Origin of the sequence: Corallococcus terminator, from assembly GCF_003611635.1 — a bacterium.
GTDB classification, from domain to species: domain Bacteria; phylum Myxococcota; class Myxococcia; order Myxococcales; family Myxococcaceae; genus Corallococcus; species Corallococcus terminator.
The window spans coordinates 1-17322 of sequence record NZ_RAVZ01000209.1 but is presented as its reverse complement, the minus strand read 5'-3'; the positions used below and the strand labels follow the sequence as shown (position 1 = coordinate 17322).

The following is a 17322-nucleotide window of genomic DNA, read 5'->3' as shown; positions in this document are numbered from 1 at the left end:
TACGAGATAGGCTCCGGTCTCGTGGGCTCGGAGTGTGTATAAGAGACAGCCCGCGAAGCGTCCCCCCGCGCGCCGCTCCCGGGCGAAGCGCGGCGGCCCGAAGAAGAATTAGCCTCGCGGACGGCGTATCCATCACAGTCGGAGGGGGAATCCACATGCGTTCATGCATCATCGCCCTGGGCCTGCTGACCCTGCTCGGGTCCTCGCGGGCCGGGGCCGCCGGCAATGCCGTCGCGATCATCTGGAAGGGCGCCAAGACCCAGGCCGACGCCGAGGCCCAGAAGAACTACTGGGGTGACCTCGGCGACGTGCTCGAAAAGACGGGCCTGAAGCTCGAGGACGGATACCCCAAGCTCGTCCAGAGCAAGACCGTGCCCGGTCTCAAGCCCGGCTTCTGGGTGTGGCTCATGGGCGTCTGCGCCCCCGACAAGGCTCCCTCCATCGTCGAACACATCAAGCTGCTCTCCCCGGAGACCTACTCCCGCGAGGTGAAGGTCCCCGCGAAGAAGCGCTCCTGCCCCCAGAAAGAAGGCTCCGCCCTGGAGGCCCGGGAGGAATCCTTCAAGCTCCCTTCCGGCGAAACCCTGCGCGCGTTCACCCGCGAGGAGAGCGAGGCAGTCGAAGAGCACGAAGGGCAGTGGGACCGCAGCTCGCGGACCCGGTACCACTTCGTCCTCTTCGGCACGGACGGAGAGGTGCTCGGCTCGGCGGACGCCGTGGGCGAGGAGAATGCCGACCGGAACACGGGCGACGGCCCCCTGGCCTACACCTGCGACACCCCGAAACTGGAGGCTTCCAAGGACGGTACCTTCCTCTTCACCCGCACCTGTGGCGCGGCGGCAGGCGGCGAGTGCGGAGCCCTGATGTCCGCGGACGAGGTCGTCACCGTGAAGGTGAACGGAGGCTCCGTCTCCGCCAGCGAACCGAAGCGCCAGAACGAGCAGTTCGCCGAATGCGACTGAGCGCCCTCAGGGGAACCGGTAGACGGTGACGTAGCCGTCCCGGTGCACCAGCTCTCCACCCAGCTCCTCCTCGATGAACCGGTGACGGACCGGGTGGAAGTAGTGGGTCACGTACCACCGGAAGTGGTGCTCCTTCAGGAAGCGCCGCATCTCCGCGCGCTCCTCTGCCGTGACGGGGGTGAACGCGGAGCGCATCCCCTCCGCCGCGCGGATCAACCGCGAGTCCACCAGGCCCTGCTCGCGCACCGGCAGCCGCGACAGCCGCGCGAACGACACCGGCTTGCCGTGGAAGATCTGCTCCCACTGCCCCAGGACGTTGTCCGTCAGCACCGCCACCGGCATGGGCGCCTGACGGATCTCCTCGAACACCGGTGGCAGCCGGGGCACTTCGGGCATGAGCATCGCCAGGCCCCGGTACTCCACGTTGGGAACCAGGGCCACCGCGAGCGCCACCGCCACGCCCAGCCGCGCATCGCGCCGCGACGCCAGGGCCCCCGCGTGCGCCGCCGCGAACGCCACCAGCACCGACAGCGACAGGAACGTGAGCAGGATGAAGCGCACCGGCATGCCGCCGCGTGAGAACAGCGGCACCACGTGCTTGAAGACCACGTAGGGCATCGGAATCTGCACCTTGAGCGGCTGGCCGAACGCCGTCAGCGGCTCGGACCAGGACAGCCAGACTGCGAGCGCCAGGAACAGCACCACGTCCCGCCGCCACACGCGCTCCCGCCACGACGGCACCAGCGCCACGACGAGCCCGATGAAGAAGAGCAGCACCACCGGGGACAGCCGGTCCTCCAACCCGACGTTGAGCACCGTCCCCATCGACAACACCGCGAAGCCCAGCCCCAGCCCCAGCCACCGGCGCCCCTCCGGAACGCCCCGCCACAGCGCGAAGACGGCCAGCAGCGGCGTCACCCAGCCCAGGAAGGTGCCCGACTCCTCCGCGTTCGTGGCCATCTTCGTGCGCACCACATCCATGGCGAACGCACGCGCCGTCTCCGGCAGCGACGTCATCCACGCCGAGCGCGTGTCCGGGATGAAGAACGCATAAAGGTCCGTGAAGTAGTCAGAGTCCCCGTGGTGGATCTGCAGCGGCGCGGGGAACGCATGCAGGAGCAGCGGCACGATGGGCGGCACGCACGCGAGCCCCGCGGCCAGCCCCGCCACCGCCGCGCGGCGCATGAGCGGGTCCTTCCACGTGTCCAGCGCCAGCAGCGGCCCCCGCTTCCACCGCTCCGCCACCACCCACAGGAGCGAGAACAGCGCGATGTAGACGAGGTAGTAGTAGTCACACAGCAACACGTACAACGCGGACACCGCCAGCCCCACCAGCCACCGCCGCTTCCCCTCGTCCAGCCACCGGAAGAAGAAGTAGAGGTAGAGGGGCAGCCCCTCCAGCGCGGACAGGTTCAGGTGCGCCGACGCGTGCGCCAGGTGGTAGCGCGAGAAGTTGAACACGCACGCGCCCGCCAGCGCCGCCGCCGCCGCGAGCCACGGCCCGTGGCCCGCGCGCTCCAGCAGGTAGCGCAAGAGCAGCCACGACGTGTAGCCCGTCAGCACGAACGCGCCGAACATCACGACGTTGTACGCCGTCTCCACCGGTATCCACGGCAGCAGCACCACGCCCCAGAGCGTCTTCGCGGGCGAAAGCGTGTGCCAGTACAGCTCCGCCCCCAGCGGCCAGTGCAGCAAGGGCGCGTAGAAGGGGTTCTGCGGCTGCACCCAGACGGACTGCCGCATCCACCAGAGGTGCCACATGTTCATGTAGACGTCTTCCCGGCCGCCCAGCACGTACCCCTTCATCTGGGACACGAGCGGCCAGGTGTGGAACGCCGACAGCAGGAAGGACACCCCCAGCGCCAGCGGGTGGAGCGCCCACCGCATCCGGGGGGACATGGGTGGGGACATGGTCGCCGGGGGACTCAGAGAGGCCGCTCGGCGGCCATCAGCATGTTGTCACCCAGGTTGAACGGGATGGACCAGTTGGACGGCACGCCCCGCCGCACCAGCTCCAGCACCGGCGCCGCGGGCGTGAAGCTCGCCCCCACCTTCCGCAGCAGGTAGTCCGCGGAGATGATGTGCGTGTACGTCCGGGCATCCGTGACGTGGAAGCCCACCTCCTCCAGCAGCATCGCCAGGGTGCGGCGGCCAAAATAGAAGAGGTGCATGTCCATCAGCCACGGCCACTGCCCGCCCATCACGCGCGCCAGCAGGCTGCCCACGTCGATGGTGGACAGGTAGATGCGGCCCCCGGGGCGCACCAGCTTCAGCGCGGCCTTCAGCTCCTCGCGCGGATCCGCGAAGTGCTCCACCACGTCCCACAGCGTCACCACGTCGTACTGGAGCCCCTTCGCCGCCAGCTCCTTCAGGGGCACGCCGTGCACGGTGAAGCCCAGGCCGCGCGCGTTGTTGCCCGCCCAGCGCGACAGCTCCAGCCCCTCCGGGCGGAAGCCCGCGTCCCGCGCCACGTCCAGGAAGTAGCCGCAGTAGGCGCCCACATCCAGCAGGGTGCGCCCCTGGGCCGGTCCCAGCTCGCGCAGCACGCGGCGGAACGTGTGGTAGCGGTTGTCCTTCTCCGCGACGTAGAGCGGGTCCTCCACGTCCTGGTATGCCTGCAGCAGCGCATCCGGCGACTGGATGGGCCACTGGAACATCATCCCGCAGTCCTCGCAGCCCCAGATGGGCGGGTGGCTGCGGTGTCCGAAGGAGGTGCAGTTGTAGGCAGCCGCCCCCTCGGGTTGGGTTCCGGCGACGCGCGCCCGGTGACGCAGCCGCAGGCGCCCTCCCTTGCACAGGTAACAGGCGTCCGGCACAGGGGCCAGGTGCGGTTCGGCGGTGCGGCGAGCTGCGTTGTCCATCATGGCGGCGCACCGTAATCCCAAGGCAGGGCCGCCTCAACACGTCGGATGGGGACAAGCGGGGGCACTGGCGCCCATCGCCTGGACCCATCCTTGCCCGTAAGCCCCCTTGCTTTCCGGACGACACGCCGCGAAATAGGCCCCCTTCCGGAATCGTTGTCCCAGGTTCACCTCCCCCGTCCCGTGACATGCGCGCCTTGACCGAACCCGCCTCCGCCCCTGCTCCCACCCTCCACCTGGGCCTGCCGGGTTTCTCCTTCGAGGACCTGTACCGCCCCAGCGGCCTGCGCCGGCTGGCGGAACGCTTCGACGCGCAGCTCCAGGGCGACGCCCCGGACCTGTTCCAGGCCTTCGACGCCTACCGCAAGTCCGGAGGCACCACCCCGTCCGGCCCGGCCGAGTCCGACCTGCTCATCCAGGTGGCCCGCCACGTGTCGCGCTTCGTCGCCACCCTGTTCGGCATCGGCACGGAGTCCGAGCGACTGGCCCGCCACCTGCGCGGGGAGCTGCCCCTCTTCGACTTCAAGCGCGAATTCATCACGCGCCGCGTCTTCAAGAAGGGCGCCCAGGACCGTCCGGCGCTCGCGGAGTTCCCGGCGCTCGACGGCCGCATGCGCCTGCTCATGCAACTGGGCTTCCCGGACGCGCTCGCGCACGGCGACCTGGAGCGGGGCCTCGCGGAGTCCATCCTCACGCTGCTCGACATCGAGCGGCTCTTCTCCGGAAACCTCCCCCCCGCGCATCAGGAGCGCGCCCCCGCGCTGCGTGAGCAGTGGGCCGCCCTGCGCGTCGCGCTCACCGCCGTCCCCGAAGGCGCGGACGCCTTCGGCTCCAGCCTGGTGACGAAGGGCGACGACGCGGCGGAGCTCCAGTCCGTGCGCGCGCTGCTGTCCCTGGCGGACCGGTGGACGTATGCCCGAGCCCTGCACCCGGAGACGAAGGCGCTCTTCCACACCTGGCCCACGCTGCGGCTGCCCAAGCCCCTGGTGTTCGACCAGTTGGTGCAGTTGCAGCGCCCGGACGCGGGCCTGGAGGAGAAGACCGAAGGGCTGGAGCACCACCTGCGCCACCGCGACGGCTTCAAGCTCACCGACCGCCGGGGCACGTCACGCGACGTGATGAACGAGGTGGACTACTGCGTCATCTGCCACGAACGGCAGAAGGACTCGTGCAGCAAGGGCTTCCCCGCGAAGGACCCCGTGGCGGAGGGGCACTCGTTCAAGAAGAACCCCCTGGGCATCCCGCTCACCGGCTGCCCGCTGGACGAGCGCATCTCGGAAGCGCACGCGCTCAAGCGCGAAGGTGACTCCGTGGCGGCGCTGGCCATGGTGACGCTGGACAACCCGATGTGCCCGGGCACCGGCCACCGCATCTGCAACGACTGCATGAAGGCGTGCATCTTCCAGAAGCAGGAGCCGGTGAACATCCCGCTGGCGGAGACGGCCACGCTCACCGACGTGCTGGAGCTGCCGTGGGGCTTTGAAATCTACGGCCTGCTCACGCGCTGGAACCCGCTCAACATCCGCCGTCCGTACGCCCTGCCCTACGTGGGCCGCAACGTGATGGTGGTGGGCCTGGGCCCCGCCGGCTACACGCTGTCGCACTACCTGCTCAACGAAGGCTTCGCCGTCACTGGCGTGGACGGCCTCAAGATTGAGCCCTTCCCCGACGAGCTGGTGGGCCGTGGCGGCCACAAGCTGGCGCCCATCCGAGACTGGCGCGGGCTCACGCGAGAGCTGGACGAGCGCGTGCTGGAGGGCTTCGGCGGCGTGTCCGAGTACGGAATCACCGTGCGCTGGGACAAGAACTTCCTCACGCTCATCCATCTGACGCTCGCGCGCCGCGAGGGTCTGCGCATCTACGGCGGCATCCGCTTCGGCGGCACGCTGACCATGGACGACGCGTGGGCGCTGGGCTTCGACCACGTGGCCATCGCCGCGGGCGCGGGCCGTCCCACCATCATCGGGATGAAGAACAACCTCATCCGGGGCATCCGCAAGGCCTCCGACTTCCTGATGGCGCTCCAGCTCACGGGCGCCTTCAAGCGCGACTCGCTGGCGAACCTCCAGGTGCAACTGCCGGCCATCGTCATCGGCGGCGGCCTCACCGGCATCGACACCGCCACGGAGCTGATGGCGTACTACCCGGTGCAGGTGGAGAAGACGCTGGAGCGCCACGAGAAGCTGGTGGCCGACCTGGGCGAGGAAGGCGTCGTCGCGCGCCTGGACGCCGAGGAGCGCGCCACCTACCAGACCTTCCTGGAGCACGGCCGCGCGGTGCGCGCCGAACGCCAGAAGGCCCAGGCCGAAGGCCGCTCGCCGGACTTCATCCACCTGGTGCGCTCATGGGGCGGCGTGAGCCTCTGCTACCGCCGCGGCCTCACCGAGTCCCCCGCCTACCGCCTCAACCACGAGGAAGTGACCAAGGCGCTGGAGGAGGGCATCCGGTTCATCGAACGGATGAGCCCCGTGGAGGCGCTGCAGGATGACTCCGGCGCGGTGCGCGCCCTCAAGTTCGAGCGCATGGTGACGGTGGACGGAAAGCTCAAGGGCAGCGGCCAGTTCTTCGAGCTGCCGGCGAAGACGGTGTGCGTGGCCGCGGGCACGTCCCCCAACGTCACGTACGAGAAGGAGTACCCGGGCACCTTCCAGCTCGACAAGCGCAAGGAGTACTTCCAGGGCCACGAGCTGGTGGAGGCCACGGACGGCACGCCGGACCGCTTCACGCTCCAGTCGGTGCCGGCCTCGGAGGATCCGGAGGCGAAGGTGGGCTTCTTCACGTCCTACGAGAAGGACGGCCGCTTCGTGTCCTTCTACGGCGACAACCACCCGAGCTACGCGGGCAACGTGGTGAAGGCCATGGCCAGCGCGAAGGACGGGCACCCGCAGGTGGCGCGCCTGTTCGCCAAGGAAGTGGCGGGCCTGGACTTCACCCACGAGGGCGCCCAGGCGGCGCGCGAGGCGAAGCGCACGGAGCACTTCGCGAAGCTGGACGAGGCCTTCCTCGCCACCGTCGTCGCGGTGAACCGCCTGACGCCGACCATCGTGGAGGTGGTGGTGCGCGCGCCCTTCGCGGCGAGCCACTTCCTGCCCGGCCAGTTCTACCGCCTGCAGAACTTCGAGCGGACCGCCCCCGTCGTGGACGGCGTGCGCCTCACCATGGAGGGCCTGGCCCTCACGGGCGCATGGGTGGACAAGGAGAAGGGGCTGATGGGCACCATCGTGCTGGAGATGGGCTCCTCCTCCCGCCTGTGCGCCGCGCTCAAGCCCGGCGAGCCCGTCGTGCTGATGGGCCCCACGGGCGCGCCCACCGAAATCGGCCACAACGAGACGGTGGTGCTGGTGGGCGGCGGCCTGGGCAACGCGGTGCTCTTCTCCATCGCGCGCTCGCTCAAGGCTGCGGGCTGCCGCGTCGTCTACTTCGCCGGCTACCGGATGAAGGCGGACTCGTTCAAGCAGGAGGAGATTGAGCTGGGCACCGACCAGGTCATCTGGTCCGTGGACGGTGGGGAGCTGCTGGACGTCCGGCGTCCCCAGGACGCGGCCTTCCGGGGTAACGTGGTGCAGGCGATGGTGGCCTACGCCGAAGGCAAGCTGGGCGTGGCGCCGGTCATTTCGCTGAGTGAGGTGGACCGCATCATCGCCATCGGTTCGGACCGGATGATGCGCGCGGTGGCCGAGGCGCGGCACGGCATCCTCCAGCCGTACCTGAAGCCCGGGCACGAGGCCATCGGGTCCATCAACTCACCGATGCAGTGCATGATGAAGGAGATCTGCGCCCAGTGCCTCCAGCGGCACGTGGACCCGCTCACCGGCAAGGAGACGTGGGTGTTCTCCTGCTACAACCAGGACCAGCGGTTGGACCACGTGGACTTCGTCAACCTGAACCAGCGCCTGCGCGGCAACACGGTGCTGGAGAAGATGGGCGACACCTTCCTCGCGCAGCTCTTGAAGAAGGCCCCGCACCTCAAGCGCGTGTGAGTCAGTGCCGCACGCCCGCGAAGGCCTTGAGCATGTCCTGATAGTTCTTCGTCAGGTCGGCTTCGCGGGTGAGCACCACGTCCACGTTGGCGTCGCCGAACTCGCGGCGCGCCTCCGGGAGCTTCTGGAAGGCGTCCACTTCGCGCCGCATGGACTCCACCTGCGGCGCCAGCTCCTGCTGCTGCTCGGCGGGCATACGGGCCTGGAGCGCCTCCAGCTTCTTGAGCTCCTCCTCGTACTGGAGCGTGCGGCCCATCTGCCGCTGGCTGATGACGGTCGTGACGACCTCCGCGATGCGGTTGACCTCGGCGGTGGTGAGCCCCGCGGCGGTGCGTGCGTCGGTTTCCGCCTGGGCCTTGCGCTCGATGAGCTTCAGGCCGGAGCGGGCCGCCTCCAACGCCTTGGGCGTGCCCGCGTCCATCAGCGGCCCCATGTCCTGCAGGCCCCGCATCAGCGAGCCGTAGACCTCCAGCATCTTGCGCTGGTAGCCCACGTACGCATCCAGCTTGGCCTTCGTCACCGTGTAGGGACCGTCCCCTTCAGCGCCCGGGGCCGCCTCGCCCTCCAGGCGGGCGACCGTCTCCCCTCCTTCGGTGCCAGCCTCCGGGCCCGCGCCGACCGTATCCTTGCGACACGCGGAGAGCATGACGACCACGGGCAACCACCACCACAGCTTGCGCATGCCACCTCCAGGGATCGCCACCGGCGTGGGGCAGTGTATGCTCCGACGGGCCTGCGCGAGCGCCGGTTGCCGAACGCCGACTCCCCGTCGCCTGTTCCGGCCACTGAACATTCGCCTCATTACCTTTGACCTACCGGGCCACGGTCATGTACGAACCGCGGGCTTGTCGCGTTCAGTGGAGGGACTTTGAGGATTTTCCTGGTAAGGCACGGCGAAGCGGACGCGGAGAGCCCCGAGGGTCTCGGCGACGAGGCGCGCGCGCTGACCGCGAAGGCCCGCGCGAACATCGCTCAGCACTTCGCGTCGCTGTCGGAGCGGATGGGGCCCATCAACCTCATCCTCACCAGCCCGCTGGTGCGCACCGTTCAGACGGCGCAGATCCTCTCCTTCTCGACGAAGCATGATGGACTCCTGCGCGTGCACCGCAGCCTGCTGCCGGACATGCCGGTGGGCGCAGTGGAGCCCGTGCTCAAGGAGTACAACGACGAGAACCTCGTCCTCGTCGGCCATCAGCCCTCCATGGGCGCGTTGGCGGCGCACCTCTTGGGGATGCAGTCGTTCCCCAAGCCGGTGAACCCGGGCACGGTCATCGCGATGGAGTGGCCGGAGACGCCCACCAGCACCGAGGACCAGGTCCCCGGCGAGAAGGGTGAGAATCCCCCCGCCCAGCACCTGAAGTTCCTGTTCTACGCCGCCCCTGGTCAGCAGGTCCTCGACGTCATCCAGTGACGTCGGGAACGCGGCCATGATGGACGAAGTCCGCTACAACCCGCTCGTCGCCGCCGCGTTCAAGCGCATCCTGGCGGCGGCGGATGCCTTCGATCCGGACGTGCTGGAAGCCGACGTCACCGGCGACATGGTGACGCTGACGGCCGCCTCCCGTGAGAAGTGCATCATCAACACCCAGCGCGCCGTCCGGCAGCTCTGGGTGGCCGGCCAGGGCCAGGGCATCCACTTCGACTACGACGAAGCCTCGCGCACCTGGAAGGACGACAAGGGCAAGGGGCTGGAGCTGTTCGCCTTCGTCGCGGGCGTCGTGAAGCACCTCACCGGCCAGGACCTCGTCTACCCCTCCTGAGTGCCGGGGCCCGCCTGGGCCACCACCACGCTGTCGCCCCCGCCCGCCTGGGCCCGGCGCAGCGCGTCCCCTGCTTCCTTCAAGAGCCCTCCGAAGCTGAGGCCCGCGCCCTGCGTGAGCGCCTTGGTGCCCCCCGCCGGGGGTTCGGACACCGCCACGCCCACGGACGCCGTGGCGCCCGGCAAGGCCTTCAGGGCGTGCATCCGCTCAAGCAGCCGCTCCGCCACCACCCGGGCTCCAGAGCGCGGCGTATGGGGCAGGAACACCACGAAGCGGCTGTCCGCGAAGGGCACCACCACGTCGATGTCGCGCACCCCCGCCGTCAGGAGCCCCAGCGCCTCCGCGAGCAGCGCGGTGCGCGCCTGCGGGGCAAGGCTCAGGGTGTGTTCGGTGAAGCGGTCCACCTCCACCAGCAGCAGGGAGATGGAGTAGCGGTAGCGCCGGCTGCGCTTCACCTCCATCAGCAGGAGGCGCTTGAGGAAGTCGAAGTCCGGGGAGGAGCTCACCGCGAACAGGTCCGTGCGGGAGGCCCGCCGCTCCGGAAGGTTTCCGGGACGGGCCGGGATGGCAACGACCGGGGCGGCGGCAGCGGCCTCCATGGCCCCGGGACGCGTCCCTGCCTCCGCCAGACGCAGCACCAGGCTCACGCACGTGACGACGGTGCCGCGCTTGAGGGGCCCCACCAGGCACCCTTCCGCCCCGGCTTCGGCGGCGCGGGTGTCCGCGTGCTCCTCGTCCGGCGGGTACACCAGCAGAACAGGCAGCCGGGAGCCCTTCTGACGCAGCTCCTGGCAGAGGGCTTCCCCGTCCACGGGAAGGCTCGCGGACGCCACGAGCACTCCCGGCGGACGGTCTTCCAACAGGCGGCGTGCTTCCGCGGCGCTGCCCACCCAGGCCACCTCGTGGCCGACGCCCTCCAGGAACCGGCGCAGGGCGCTGGCGACGGGAGCGGACGGTTCGGCCAGGAGGATGGTGGCCATCAGACCTTCATGACCTCTGCTTCCTTGGCCGCGTAGATCTTGTCGACCTCCTTGATGCCCGCGGCCGTCTTGTCCTCCACGTCCTTGGTGAAGCGCTTGAGGTCGTCCTCGGTGATCTTCTTGTCCTTCTGCTGGCCCTTGAGGGCCTCCAGGATGTCGCGCCGGTGGTTGCGGATGGCCACCTTGTGGTCCTCCGCCTTGGTCTTCACCTGCTTGACGATCTCCTTGCGGCGCTCCTCGGTGAGCGGCGGGAAGGGCAGACGGATCATCTCGCCGTCGTTCATCGGGTTGATGCCCAGGTCCGACTGACGCAGGGCCTTCTCAATGTCCTTCAGGACGCTCTTGTCCCAGGGCTTGATGGTGATGAGCCGGGGCTCGGGCGCGTTGATGCTGGCCACGCCCGCCAGCGGCGTCAGCGTGCCGTACTGGTCCACCCGGATGTTGTCGAGGATGGCGGTGCTCGCGCGGCCGGTGCGCACCTTGGTGAGCTCCCGCTTGAGGTCTTCCAGCGTCTTGTCGATACGAGGCTTCAGTTCCGCGACGGTGTCAGCCATTGCAGTCTCCTCCAGAAGCTTGTGTCAGCCCTGCTCGGGGTTTCAGGCCCAGGCCGTCTCGGTGGCCCCGACGACGGTGCCAAACTCACCCTGCTGGCCCATGACGGCGCGGTGGATGTTCCCGCGCGTGCCCAGGTCGAACACGATGATGGGCAGCTTGTTGTCCATGCACAGCGAGATGGCCGTGGAGTCCATCACGTTGAGGTTCTGCTTGAGCACGTCCATGTACGTGAGCGTGCGGTAGCGCCGCGCCGTGGGGTCCTTCTTCGGGTCGGCGTTGTAGACGCCGTCCACCTTGGTGGCCTTGAGGATGACCTGCGCGTTGATTTCCATCGCGCGCAGCGACGCGGCCGTGTCGGTGGTGAAGTACGGGTTGCCCGTGCCCGCGGCGAAGATGACGACGCGGCCCTTCTCCAGGTGGCGCACCGCGCGCCGGCGGATGTAGGGCTCGGCGATCTGCTCCATCTTGATGGCGGACTGCACGCGCGTCTTCAAACCCTGCTTCTCCAGCGCGTCCTGCATCGCCATGGAGTTGATGCAGGTGGCGAGCATGCCCATGTAGTCGGCGCTCGCGCGGTCCATGCCTTCTGTCGCACCGGCCACGCCGCGGAAGATGTTGCCTCCGCCAATGACGACGGCCAGCTCGATTCCCGCCCGGGACAGCTCGGCGATTTCTTCAGCGATGCGCGTGAGGGTGGGAGGGTGGATGCCGTACTTCCCCTCGCCCATCAGGGCTTCGCCCGAAAGTTTGAGGAGGATGCGCTTGTAGGGAGAGGTGGATTCGGACATACGCGACCGCTTCTATCCCCCGCCCCTCGCCCGATCAACGACGGAAGTCGTGTCGGCGACCGCACCGTCCGGTGCCGGGCGTCCGGACGCCCCGGAGTGGGGTCCAGGAATACCGAAGGCCGCGCCCCCGGAGCTTCCCTGTGAGGGGAAACCCCGAGCACGCGGCCCCGGGTGCTGCAGGACGGCGAAGGGCGCTTAGGCCTGGCCCAGCGTCTTGGCGACCTCGGCGGCGAGGTCGTCCTTCTTCTTCTCGATGCCCTCGCCCACTTCGTAGCGGACGAAGCGGCGCACGGAGACCTTCTCGCCAATCTTCGCGGCGCGCTCGGTGATCATCTCACCGACCTTCTTCTTGTCGTCCTTCACCCAGATCTGGTCCACGAGGCACACGCCCTCGTAGTACTTCTCCATCTTGCCCACGAGGATCTTCTCCAGCATCGCCTCGGGCTTGCCCTGCTGCTTGAGCAGTTCGCGCTGGATCTCCTTCTCCTTGTCCATGGCGTCCTGCGGCACTTCCTCGCGGCGCACGAACTTGGGGCTGGCCGCGGCGATCTGCATGGCCACGTCCTTCGCCAGTTCCTGGAAGTCAGTGTTGCGCGCGACGAAGTCGGTCTCGCAGTTGACCTCCACGATGACGCCGATGCGGCCGCCGTGGATGTAGCTGGTGACGATGCCTTCGGCGGCGACGCGGCCTTCCTTGCCGGCGGCGCGCGAGATGCCCTTCTTGCGCAGCCACTCCTCGGCCTTCACGAAGTCGCCCGCCGTCTCCGACAGGGCCTTCTTGCAGTCCATCAAGCCCGCGCCGGTCCGCTCGCGGAGGTCCTTCACCATCTGGGCGCTGATCTCAGCCATGTGCGTCTCTCTCTATCTTCTGCTCCGAGCACGGCGGCGTGCGCCGTGGGCGGAAGCCATGAGTTCAGGGGGGGTACCGCTGGAACGAAAAAACGGAGACGGCCGGACAGCGGGCCTTGGAAGGTGCCGCCCGGCCGACTCCGGAAGCTGCGTGGGAAGCGGGGACGCGGCGACTACTCGGCCGACGGCGTCTCGCCACCCTCGGCGGCGGCCGCGGGCTGCTCGGCGGCGACGGGGGCGGCAGCGCCCTTCATCTCCACGAGGGGGCCACGGCGCTCGCCGCCACGGTCACCACCACCACCCCGGCGGTCATCGCGGTCGCGGCGGTCGTTGCGGCGGGGACCCCGGCGATCATCGCGGTCGCGGCGGTCGTCACGGCCCTCACGCTCCTCCTGCTCGTCGCGCTCGGCGGCGCCGGACGCACGGTAGCGCGCCGCACCCTCGAGGCACGCGTCCGCGATCTTCGACGTGAAGAGCTTGATGGAGCGGATGGCGTCGTCGTTGCCCGGGATGACGAAGTCGATGCCGTCCGGATCGCAGTTCGTGTCCACCAGACCAATCACCGGGATGCCCAGGCGGGTGGCCTCGTGGATGGCGATGTGCTCCTTCTTCGGGTCGATGATGAAGACGCAGCGGGGCAGCTTCGCCATGTCCTTCACGCCGCCCAGGTTCTTCTCCAGCTTCTCGCGCTCGCGGTCGAGCTGGGCGACTTCCTTCTTGGGCAGGCGCTCGAAGGTGCCGTCCTCGGCCATCTTCTCCAGCGTCTTGAGGCGGTCGATGCCCTGCTTGATGGTCTTGAAGTTCGTCAGCGTGCCACCCAGCCAGCGGCTGGTGACGAAGAACTGACCGGCGCGCGCGGCCTCCTCGCGGATGACGTCCTGCGCCTGCTTCTTGGTGCCGACGAAGAGCACCGACCCGCCACGGGCCGTGATGTCCGCGACGAAGCGGAAGGCCGACCGGGCCATCGTCACGGTCTTCTGCAGGTCGATGATGTAGATGCCGTTACGGGCACCGAAGATGTAGGGCTTCATCTTCGGGTTCCAGCGCTTGGTCTGGTGGCCGAAGTGGACGCCGGCCTCGAGCAGCTGGCGCATCGTGATGCCGCTCGCGGCGGCCATCGCCTGGGCCTGCGTCTGCGTATCCTGCTGGGTTTCCATGGTGCTTTGTACCTTCCGGTTGTGTTCCGCCACGCGCGTTCTGGACTTCCCGGCCCTGGCCCTTCCACCTGGAGGGGCACCGGAGACCGGCACGCGCGTGTGAGTAGTGGGTGCTGCGACTGCCTTCGGGCGTACGGCCCAGCCCCTACATAACGGGGCGCGGCGTCCTTAGCAGAACGCTCGAGAGGGGCGCAAGCTTCTGCGCTCCGCCCTTCCGGGTTCTCCCCGTCCAGGCCCGCGCCCCTCCCTTGCGGCCAGCCAGGAAGGCGACCGGCGCGGCCCCCGCTCCCCTTGCCAGGGAGGGCGACCGCGCCGGAGGGCACGTCAGGGCTTCAGGCGGGAACTAGGCGTTGGCCTCGTTGGCGCCGTGGCACTTCTTGTACTTGCGGCCGCTGCCGCAGGGGCAGGGGTCGTTGCGGCCCACGCGGGGGGCATCGGAGGAGGCCGCGGCGGCCGCGCGCTGGGCGACGGGCGTGGCGGTGGCCTCCTCGATCTTCCCTTCCGCGTCCGCGCGGCCTTCCACGGCCTTCTGCTGCTGCTGGGCGAGCTGCCGCTGGATGCGGGCGGTCTCCTCCGCCGCGCTGGAGGCGGAGCGGGCCTGGACGCGCATCATCTGGCTGACGAACTGCGTCTTGATGGCGGAGAGCATCTGGATGAAGCCCTGGTAGCCCTCCTTCTTGTACTCCTGCTTCGGGTCCTTCTGGCCGTAGCCGCGCAGGCCGATGCCCTGGCGCAGGTGGTCCATGGCCAGCAGGTGGTCCTTCCAGAGCTGGTCGATGGTGGCCAGGTACCGGTACTGCAGGAAGCGCATGAAGTCTTCGCTGAACTCCTGCTCGCGGGCGGTGAAGACCTTCTCCGCCGCCGCGTAGATCTGCTCCTGGAGCTCGTCGCGGCTGCCCGTGCCTTCGAAGTTCATCTCCAGGTTGAAGGACTCCTTCACCGCCGCGGACAGCGAGGCGATGTCCCAGGTGTCGGAGCTGCGCGTGGGGGCGTAGGTGTCCGTCAGGGACACGACGACGTCCTCCACCGCGTCCAGCACCATCTCCCGGAAGTCCGCCCAGGTGATGACGCGCTCGGAGCGCGTCTTGACGCGGGTCTTCAGGTCCTCCTCGTACTCCACCAGCGGGATGCCGGCACCGGAAGCGAGCACCTGACGGCGCAGCTTGTAGATGGTGCGCCGCTGCTGGTTCATCACGTCGTCGTACTCGAGCAGGTTCTTGCGCTGGTCGAAGTTGTGGCCTTCGACCCGCTTCTGCGCGCCCTCGATGGCCCGCGACAGCCAGATGTGCTCGATGACCTCGCCCTCTTCCATGCCCAGGCGCTCCATCAGCGTCTGGATGCGCTCGGACCCGAAGATGCGCATCAGGTCGTCTTCGAGCGACAGGAAGAAGCGGCTGGCGCCCGGGTCACCCTGGCGGCCGGCGCGGCCTCGCAACTGGTTGTCGACGCGGCGGGACTCGTGGCGCTCGGTGCCGATGATGAAGAGGCCGCCCGCGGCCATGACGTCCGCGCGCTCCTGCTTCGTCAGCTCCTCGTTCTTCGCCTTGGTCTCGGCGAAGCGCGCTTCCCAGTCCGCCTGGGCGGCCTGGTAGGCCGTCAGGTCCACCGGCTGGCCGTCCGACGACTCGGGGACTTCCGGCGGAGCGCCCATGGCGCTCTTGGTCATCACCTCGGCGTTGCCGCCCAGGAGGATGTCCGTGCCTCGGCCGGCCATGTTGGTGGAGATGGTGACGGCGCCCTTGCGACCGGCCTGCGCGACGATGTCGGCTTCGCGCTGGTGGGCCTTGGCGTTGAGGACGTTGTGGGGCACGCCACGCTTCTTGAGGAAGTTGGCGACCACTTCGCTCTTGGCGATGGACACCGTGCCCACGAGCACCGGCTGTCCGGCCTTGTGCAGCTCTTCAATCTGCGCGGCGACGGCTTCGAACTTCTCGCGCTCCGTCTTGTAGACCACGTCCTGCTGGTCGAGCCGCACCGCCGGCCGGTTGGTCGGGATGACGCGCACGTCCAGGTTGTAGATCTTCGCGAACTCTTCGGCTTCCGTGTCCGCGGTGCCCGTCATGCCGGACAGCTTGGAGTACATGCGGAAGTAGTTCTGGAACGAGACCGTGGCGAGCGTCTGGTTCTCGTTTTCAATCTTCACGCCCTCCTTGGCCTCGATGGCCTGGTGGAGACCGTCCGACCAGCGACGGCCCGGCATGAGGCGGCCGGTGAACTCGTCGACGATCTGCACCTCGCCGTCCTTCACCACGTAGTCCTTGTCGCGCTTGTAGAGCGTGTGCGCGCGCAGGGCCTGCTCGACGTGGTGGAGGGTCTCGATTTCGCCCGGGTCGTAGAGGTTGCCGACGCTCAGGCGCTTCTGGAGCTTGTCGATGCCGTCGTCGGTGAGGGCCACCGCGCGGTGCTTCTCATCCAGGGTGTAGTCCTGGTCCGGGACAAGGCCCGGGATGACCTGATCCACCCGGTAGTACTTGTCGGTGCTGTCCTCGGTGGGCCCGGAGATGATGAGCGGTGTGCGGGCCTCGTCGATGAGGATGGAGTCCACTTCGTCGACGATGGCGTAGTTGAGTTCCCGCTGGACGTAGTCCTGCAGACGGAACTTCATGTTGTCGCGCAGGTAGTCGAAGCCGAACTCGTTGTTCTGCCCGTAGGTGATGTCCGAGCGGTACGACTCCTGGCGCTGCTTGTCGGACAGCTCGTGGAGCACGCAGCCCGTCGTCATGCCCAGGAACTTGTAGACGCGGCCCATCCACTCGGCGTCGCGGCGGGCCAGGTAGTCGTTCACGGTGACGACGTGGACGCCCCGGCCGGACAGCGCGTTGAGGTAGGAGGGCAGCGTCGCGGTGAGCGTCTTGCCTTCACCGGTGCGCATCTCCGCGATGCAGCCCTCGTGCAGGAAGATGCCGCCCACCAACTGGACGTCATAGTGGCGCTGGCCGATGACCCGGCTCGACGCCTCGCGGGTGAGCGCGAAGGCCTCGAAGAGCAGCTCGTCCAGGGGACGGCCGTTCTGGATCTCCTGCTTCATCCGGGCGGTCTCGCGCGCGAAGTCCTCGTCCTTGAGGGCCTTCATGCGGGGTTCCAGCTCGTTGATGCGAGCAATCTTCAGTCGGGCCTTCTTGAGCTCGCGCTCATTCTTCGTCCCGATGAGCTTCTTTAGCGTCCATTCAATCATGTTGGCTCTCTCGCCGGAGAATCCTCGAAGGAAGGCGGCGAGTGAAGGGAATTCCCAGGAGATGTAAGGGAGAACCAGACCAAAACCACGCGCGCCCCCCGAAACTTCCTCTCGGCTGGCCGCCCGGCGCGCGGTGGCCCAGAGTAAAGCGGAACCGAGTCCACGCAATGTCCCCTAAGCAGATTCAACGTCCCCGCGCCGCGAAGACTTCTCACGGCCGCTCCTCCCCGGGCCCCCTGTCTCTTATACACCTCT

At 68.4% G+C, this 17322-nt stretch carries 13 protein-coding genes; 4 read left to right on the top strand and 9 right to left on the bottom strand.

The window, feature by feature from the left end:
* The first annotated feature begins 155 nt into the window (after positions 1-155).
* Positions 156-962 carry a hypothetical protein gene (locus D7V88_RS26265; protein WP_120543378.1) on the top strand — a complete coding sequence of 269 codons (807 nt, stop codon included), beginning with the start codon at positions 156-158 and terminating at the stop codon, positions 960-962.
* A gap of 6 nt (positions 963-968) precedes the next feature.
* Here the strand turns inward: D7V88_RS26265 and D7V88_RS26260 are convergent, their stop codons facing one another.
* A complete protein-coding gene (locus D7V88_RS26260) occupies positions 969-2873 on the bottom strand; it encodes a hypothetical protein (RefSeq protein WP_244238405.1) in 1905 nt (634 codons plus the stop codon).
* 14 nt (positions 2874-2887) lie between these two features.
* Positions 2888-3826, bottom strand: a complete 939-nt coding sequence (locus tag D7V88_RS26255) for a class I SAM-dependent methyltransferase (protein ID WP_244238404.1) — start codon at positions 3824-3826, stop codon at positions 2888-2890.
* A 185-nt stretch (positions 3827-4011) separates the two neighbouring features.
* Between D7V88_RS26255 and D7V88_RS26250 the strand changes: the two genes are divergently transcribed.
* On the top strand, positions 4012-7803 hold the full coding sequence (locus D7V88_RS26250) for an FAD-dependent oxidoreductase (RefSeq protein ID WP_120543375.1): 3792 nt from the start codon (positions 4012-4014) through the stop codon (positions 7801-7803).
* Position 7804: 1 nt separating this feature from the next.
* Here D7V88_RS26250 and D7V88_RS26245 read toward each other — a convergent pair whose 3' ends face one another.
* On the bottom strand, positions 7805-8485 hold the full coding sequence (locus tag D7V88_RS26245; protein WP_120543374.1) for a hypothetical protein: 681 nt from the start codon (positions 8483-8485) through the stop codon (positions 7805-7807).
* A 186-nt stretch (positions 8486-8671) separates the two neighbouring features.
* Between D7V88_RS26245 and D7V88_RS26240 the strand changes: the two genes are divergently transcribed.
* Positions 8672-9214 (top strand): SixA phosphatase family protein, encoded by a 543-nt coding sequence (locus D7V88_RS26240; protein WP_120543373.1) that lies wholly within the window; start codon positions 8672-8674, stop codon positions 9212-9214.
* A gap of 16 nt (positions 9215-9230) precedes the next feature.
* The gene (cyaY, locus tag D7V88_RS26235; protein WP_120543372.1) at positions 9231-9563 is read left to right on the top strand and encodes an iron donor protein CyaY; all 333 of its coding nucleotides are present in this window, start codon (positions 9231-9233) and stop codon (positions 9561-9563) included.
* On the opposite strand, the gene D7V88_RS26230 is transcribed toward cyaY, so the two are convergent.
* The 6 genes from D7V88_RS26230 to secA all read right to left on the bottom strand — a co-directional run bounded on the left by D7V88_RS26230 (position 9551) and on the right by secA (position 17067).
* Entirely contained in the window at positions 9551-10543 is a 993-nt protein-coding gene (locus D7V88_RS26230) for a diguanylate cyclase (protein ID WP_120543371.1), read from the bottom strand. The two genes, cyaY and D7V88_RS26230, sit on opposite strands and share 13 nt — an antisense overlap.
* A complete protein-coding gene (gene frr, locus D7V88_RS26225; RefSeq protein WP_120543370.1) occupies positions 10543-11097 on the bottom strand; it encodes a ribosome recycling factor in 555 nt (184 codons plus the stop codon). Before frr ends, D7V88_RS26230 begins: the two co-directional genes overlap by 1 nt.
* A gap of 42 nt (positions 11098-11139) precedes the next feature.
* Positions 11140-11886: a UMP kinase gene (gene pyrH, locus D7V88_RS26220; RefSeq protein ID WP_120543369.1), complete on the bottom strand. Its 747-nt coding sequence runs from the start codon at positions 11884-11886 to the stop codon at positions 11140-11142.
* Between the two features lie 195 nt (positions 11887-12081).
* Positions 12082-12735, bottom strand: coding sequence for a translation elongation factor Ts (tsf, locus tag D7V88_RS26215; RefSeq protein ID WP_120543368.1), 654 nt, complete (start codon positions 12733-12735; stop codon positions 12082-12084).
* Positions 12736-12908: 173 nt separating this feature from the next.
* The gene (gene rpsB / locus D7V88_RS26210) at positions 12909-13892 is read right to left on the bottom strand and encodes a 30S ribosomal protein S2 (RefSeq protein ID WP_120543379.1); all 984 of its coding nucleotides are present in this window, start codon (positions 13890-13892) and stop codon (positions 12909-12911) included.
* A gap of 343 nt (positions 13893-14235) precedes the next feature.
* Entirely contained in the window at positions 14236-17067 is a 2832-nt protein-coding gene (gene secA, locus D7V88_RS26205; protein ID WP_120543367.1) for a preprotein translocase subunit SecA, read from the bottom strand.
* Positions 17068-17322 lie beyond the last annotated feature (255 nt).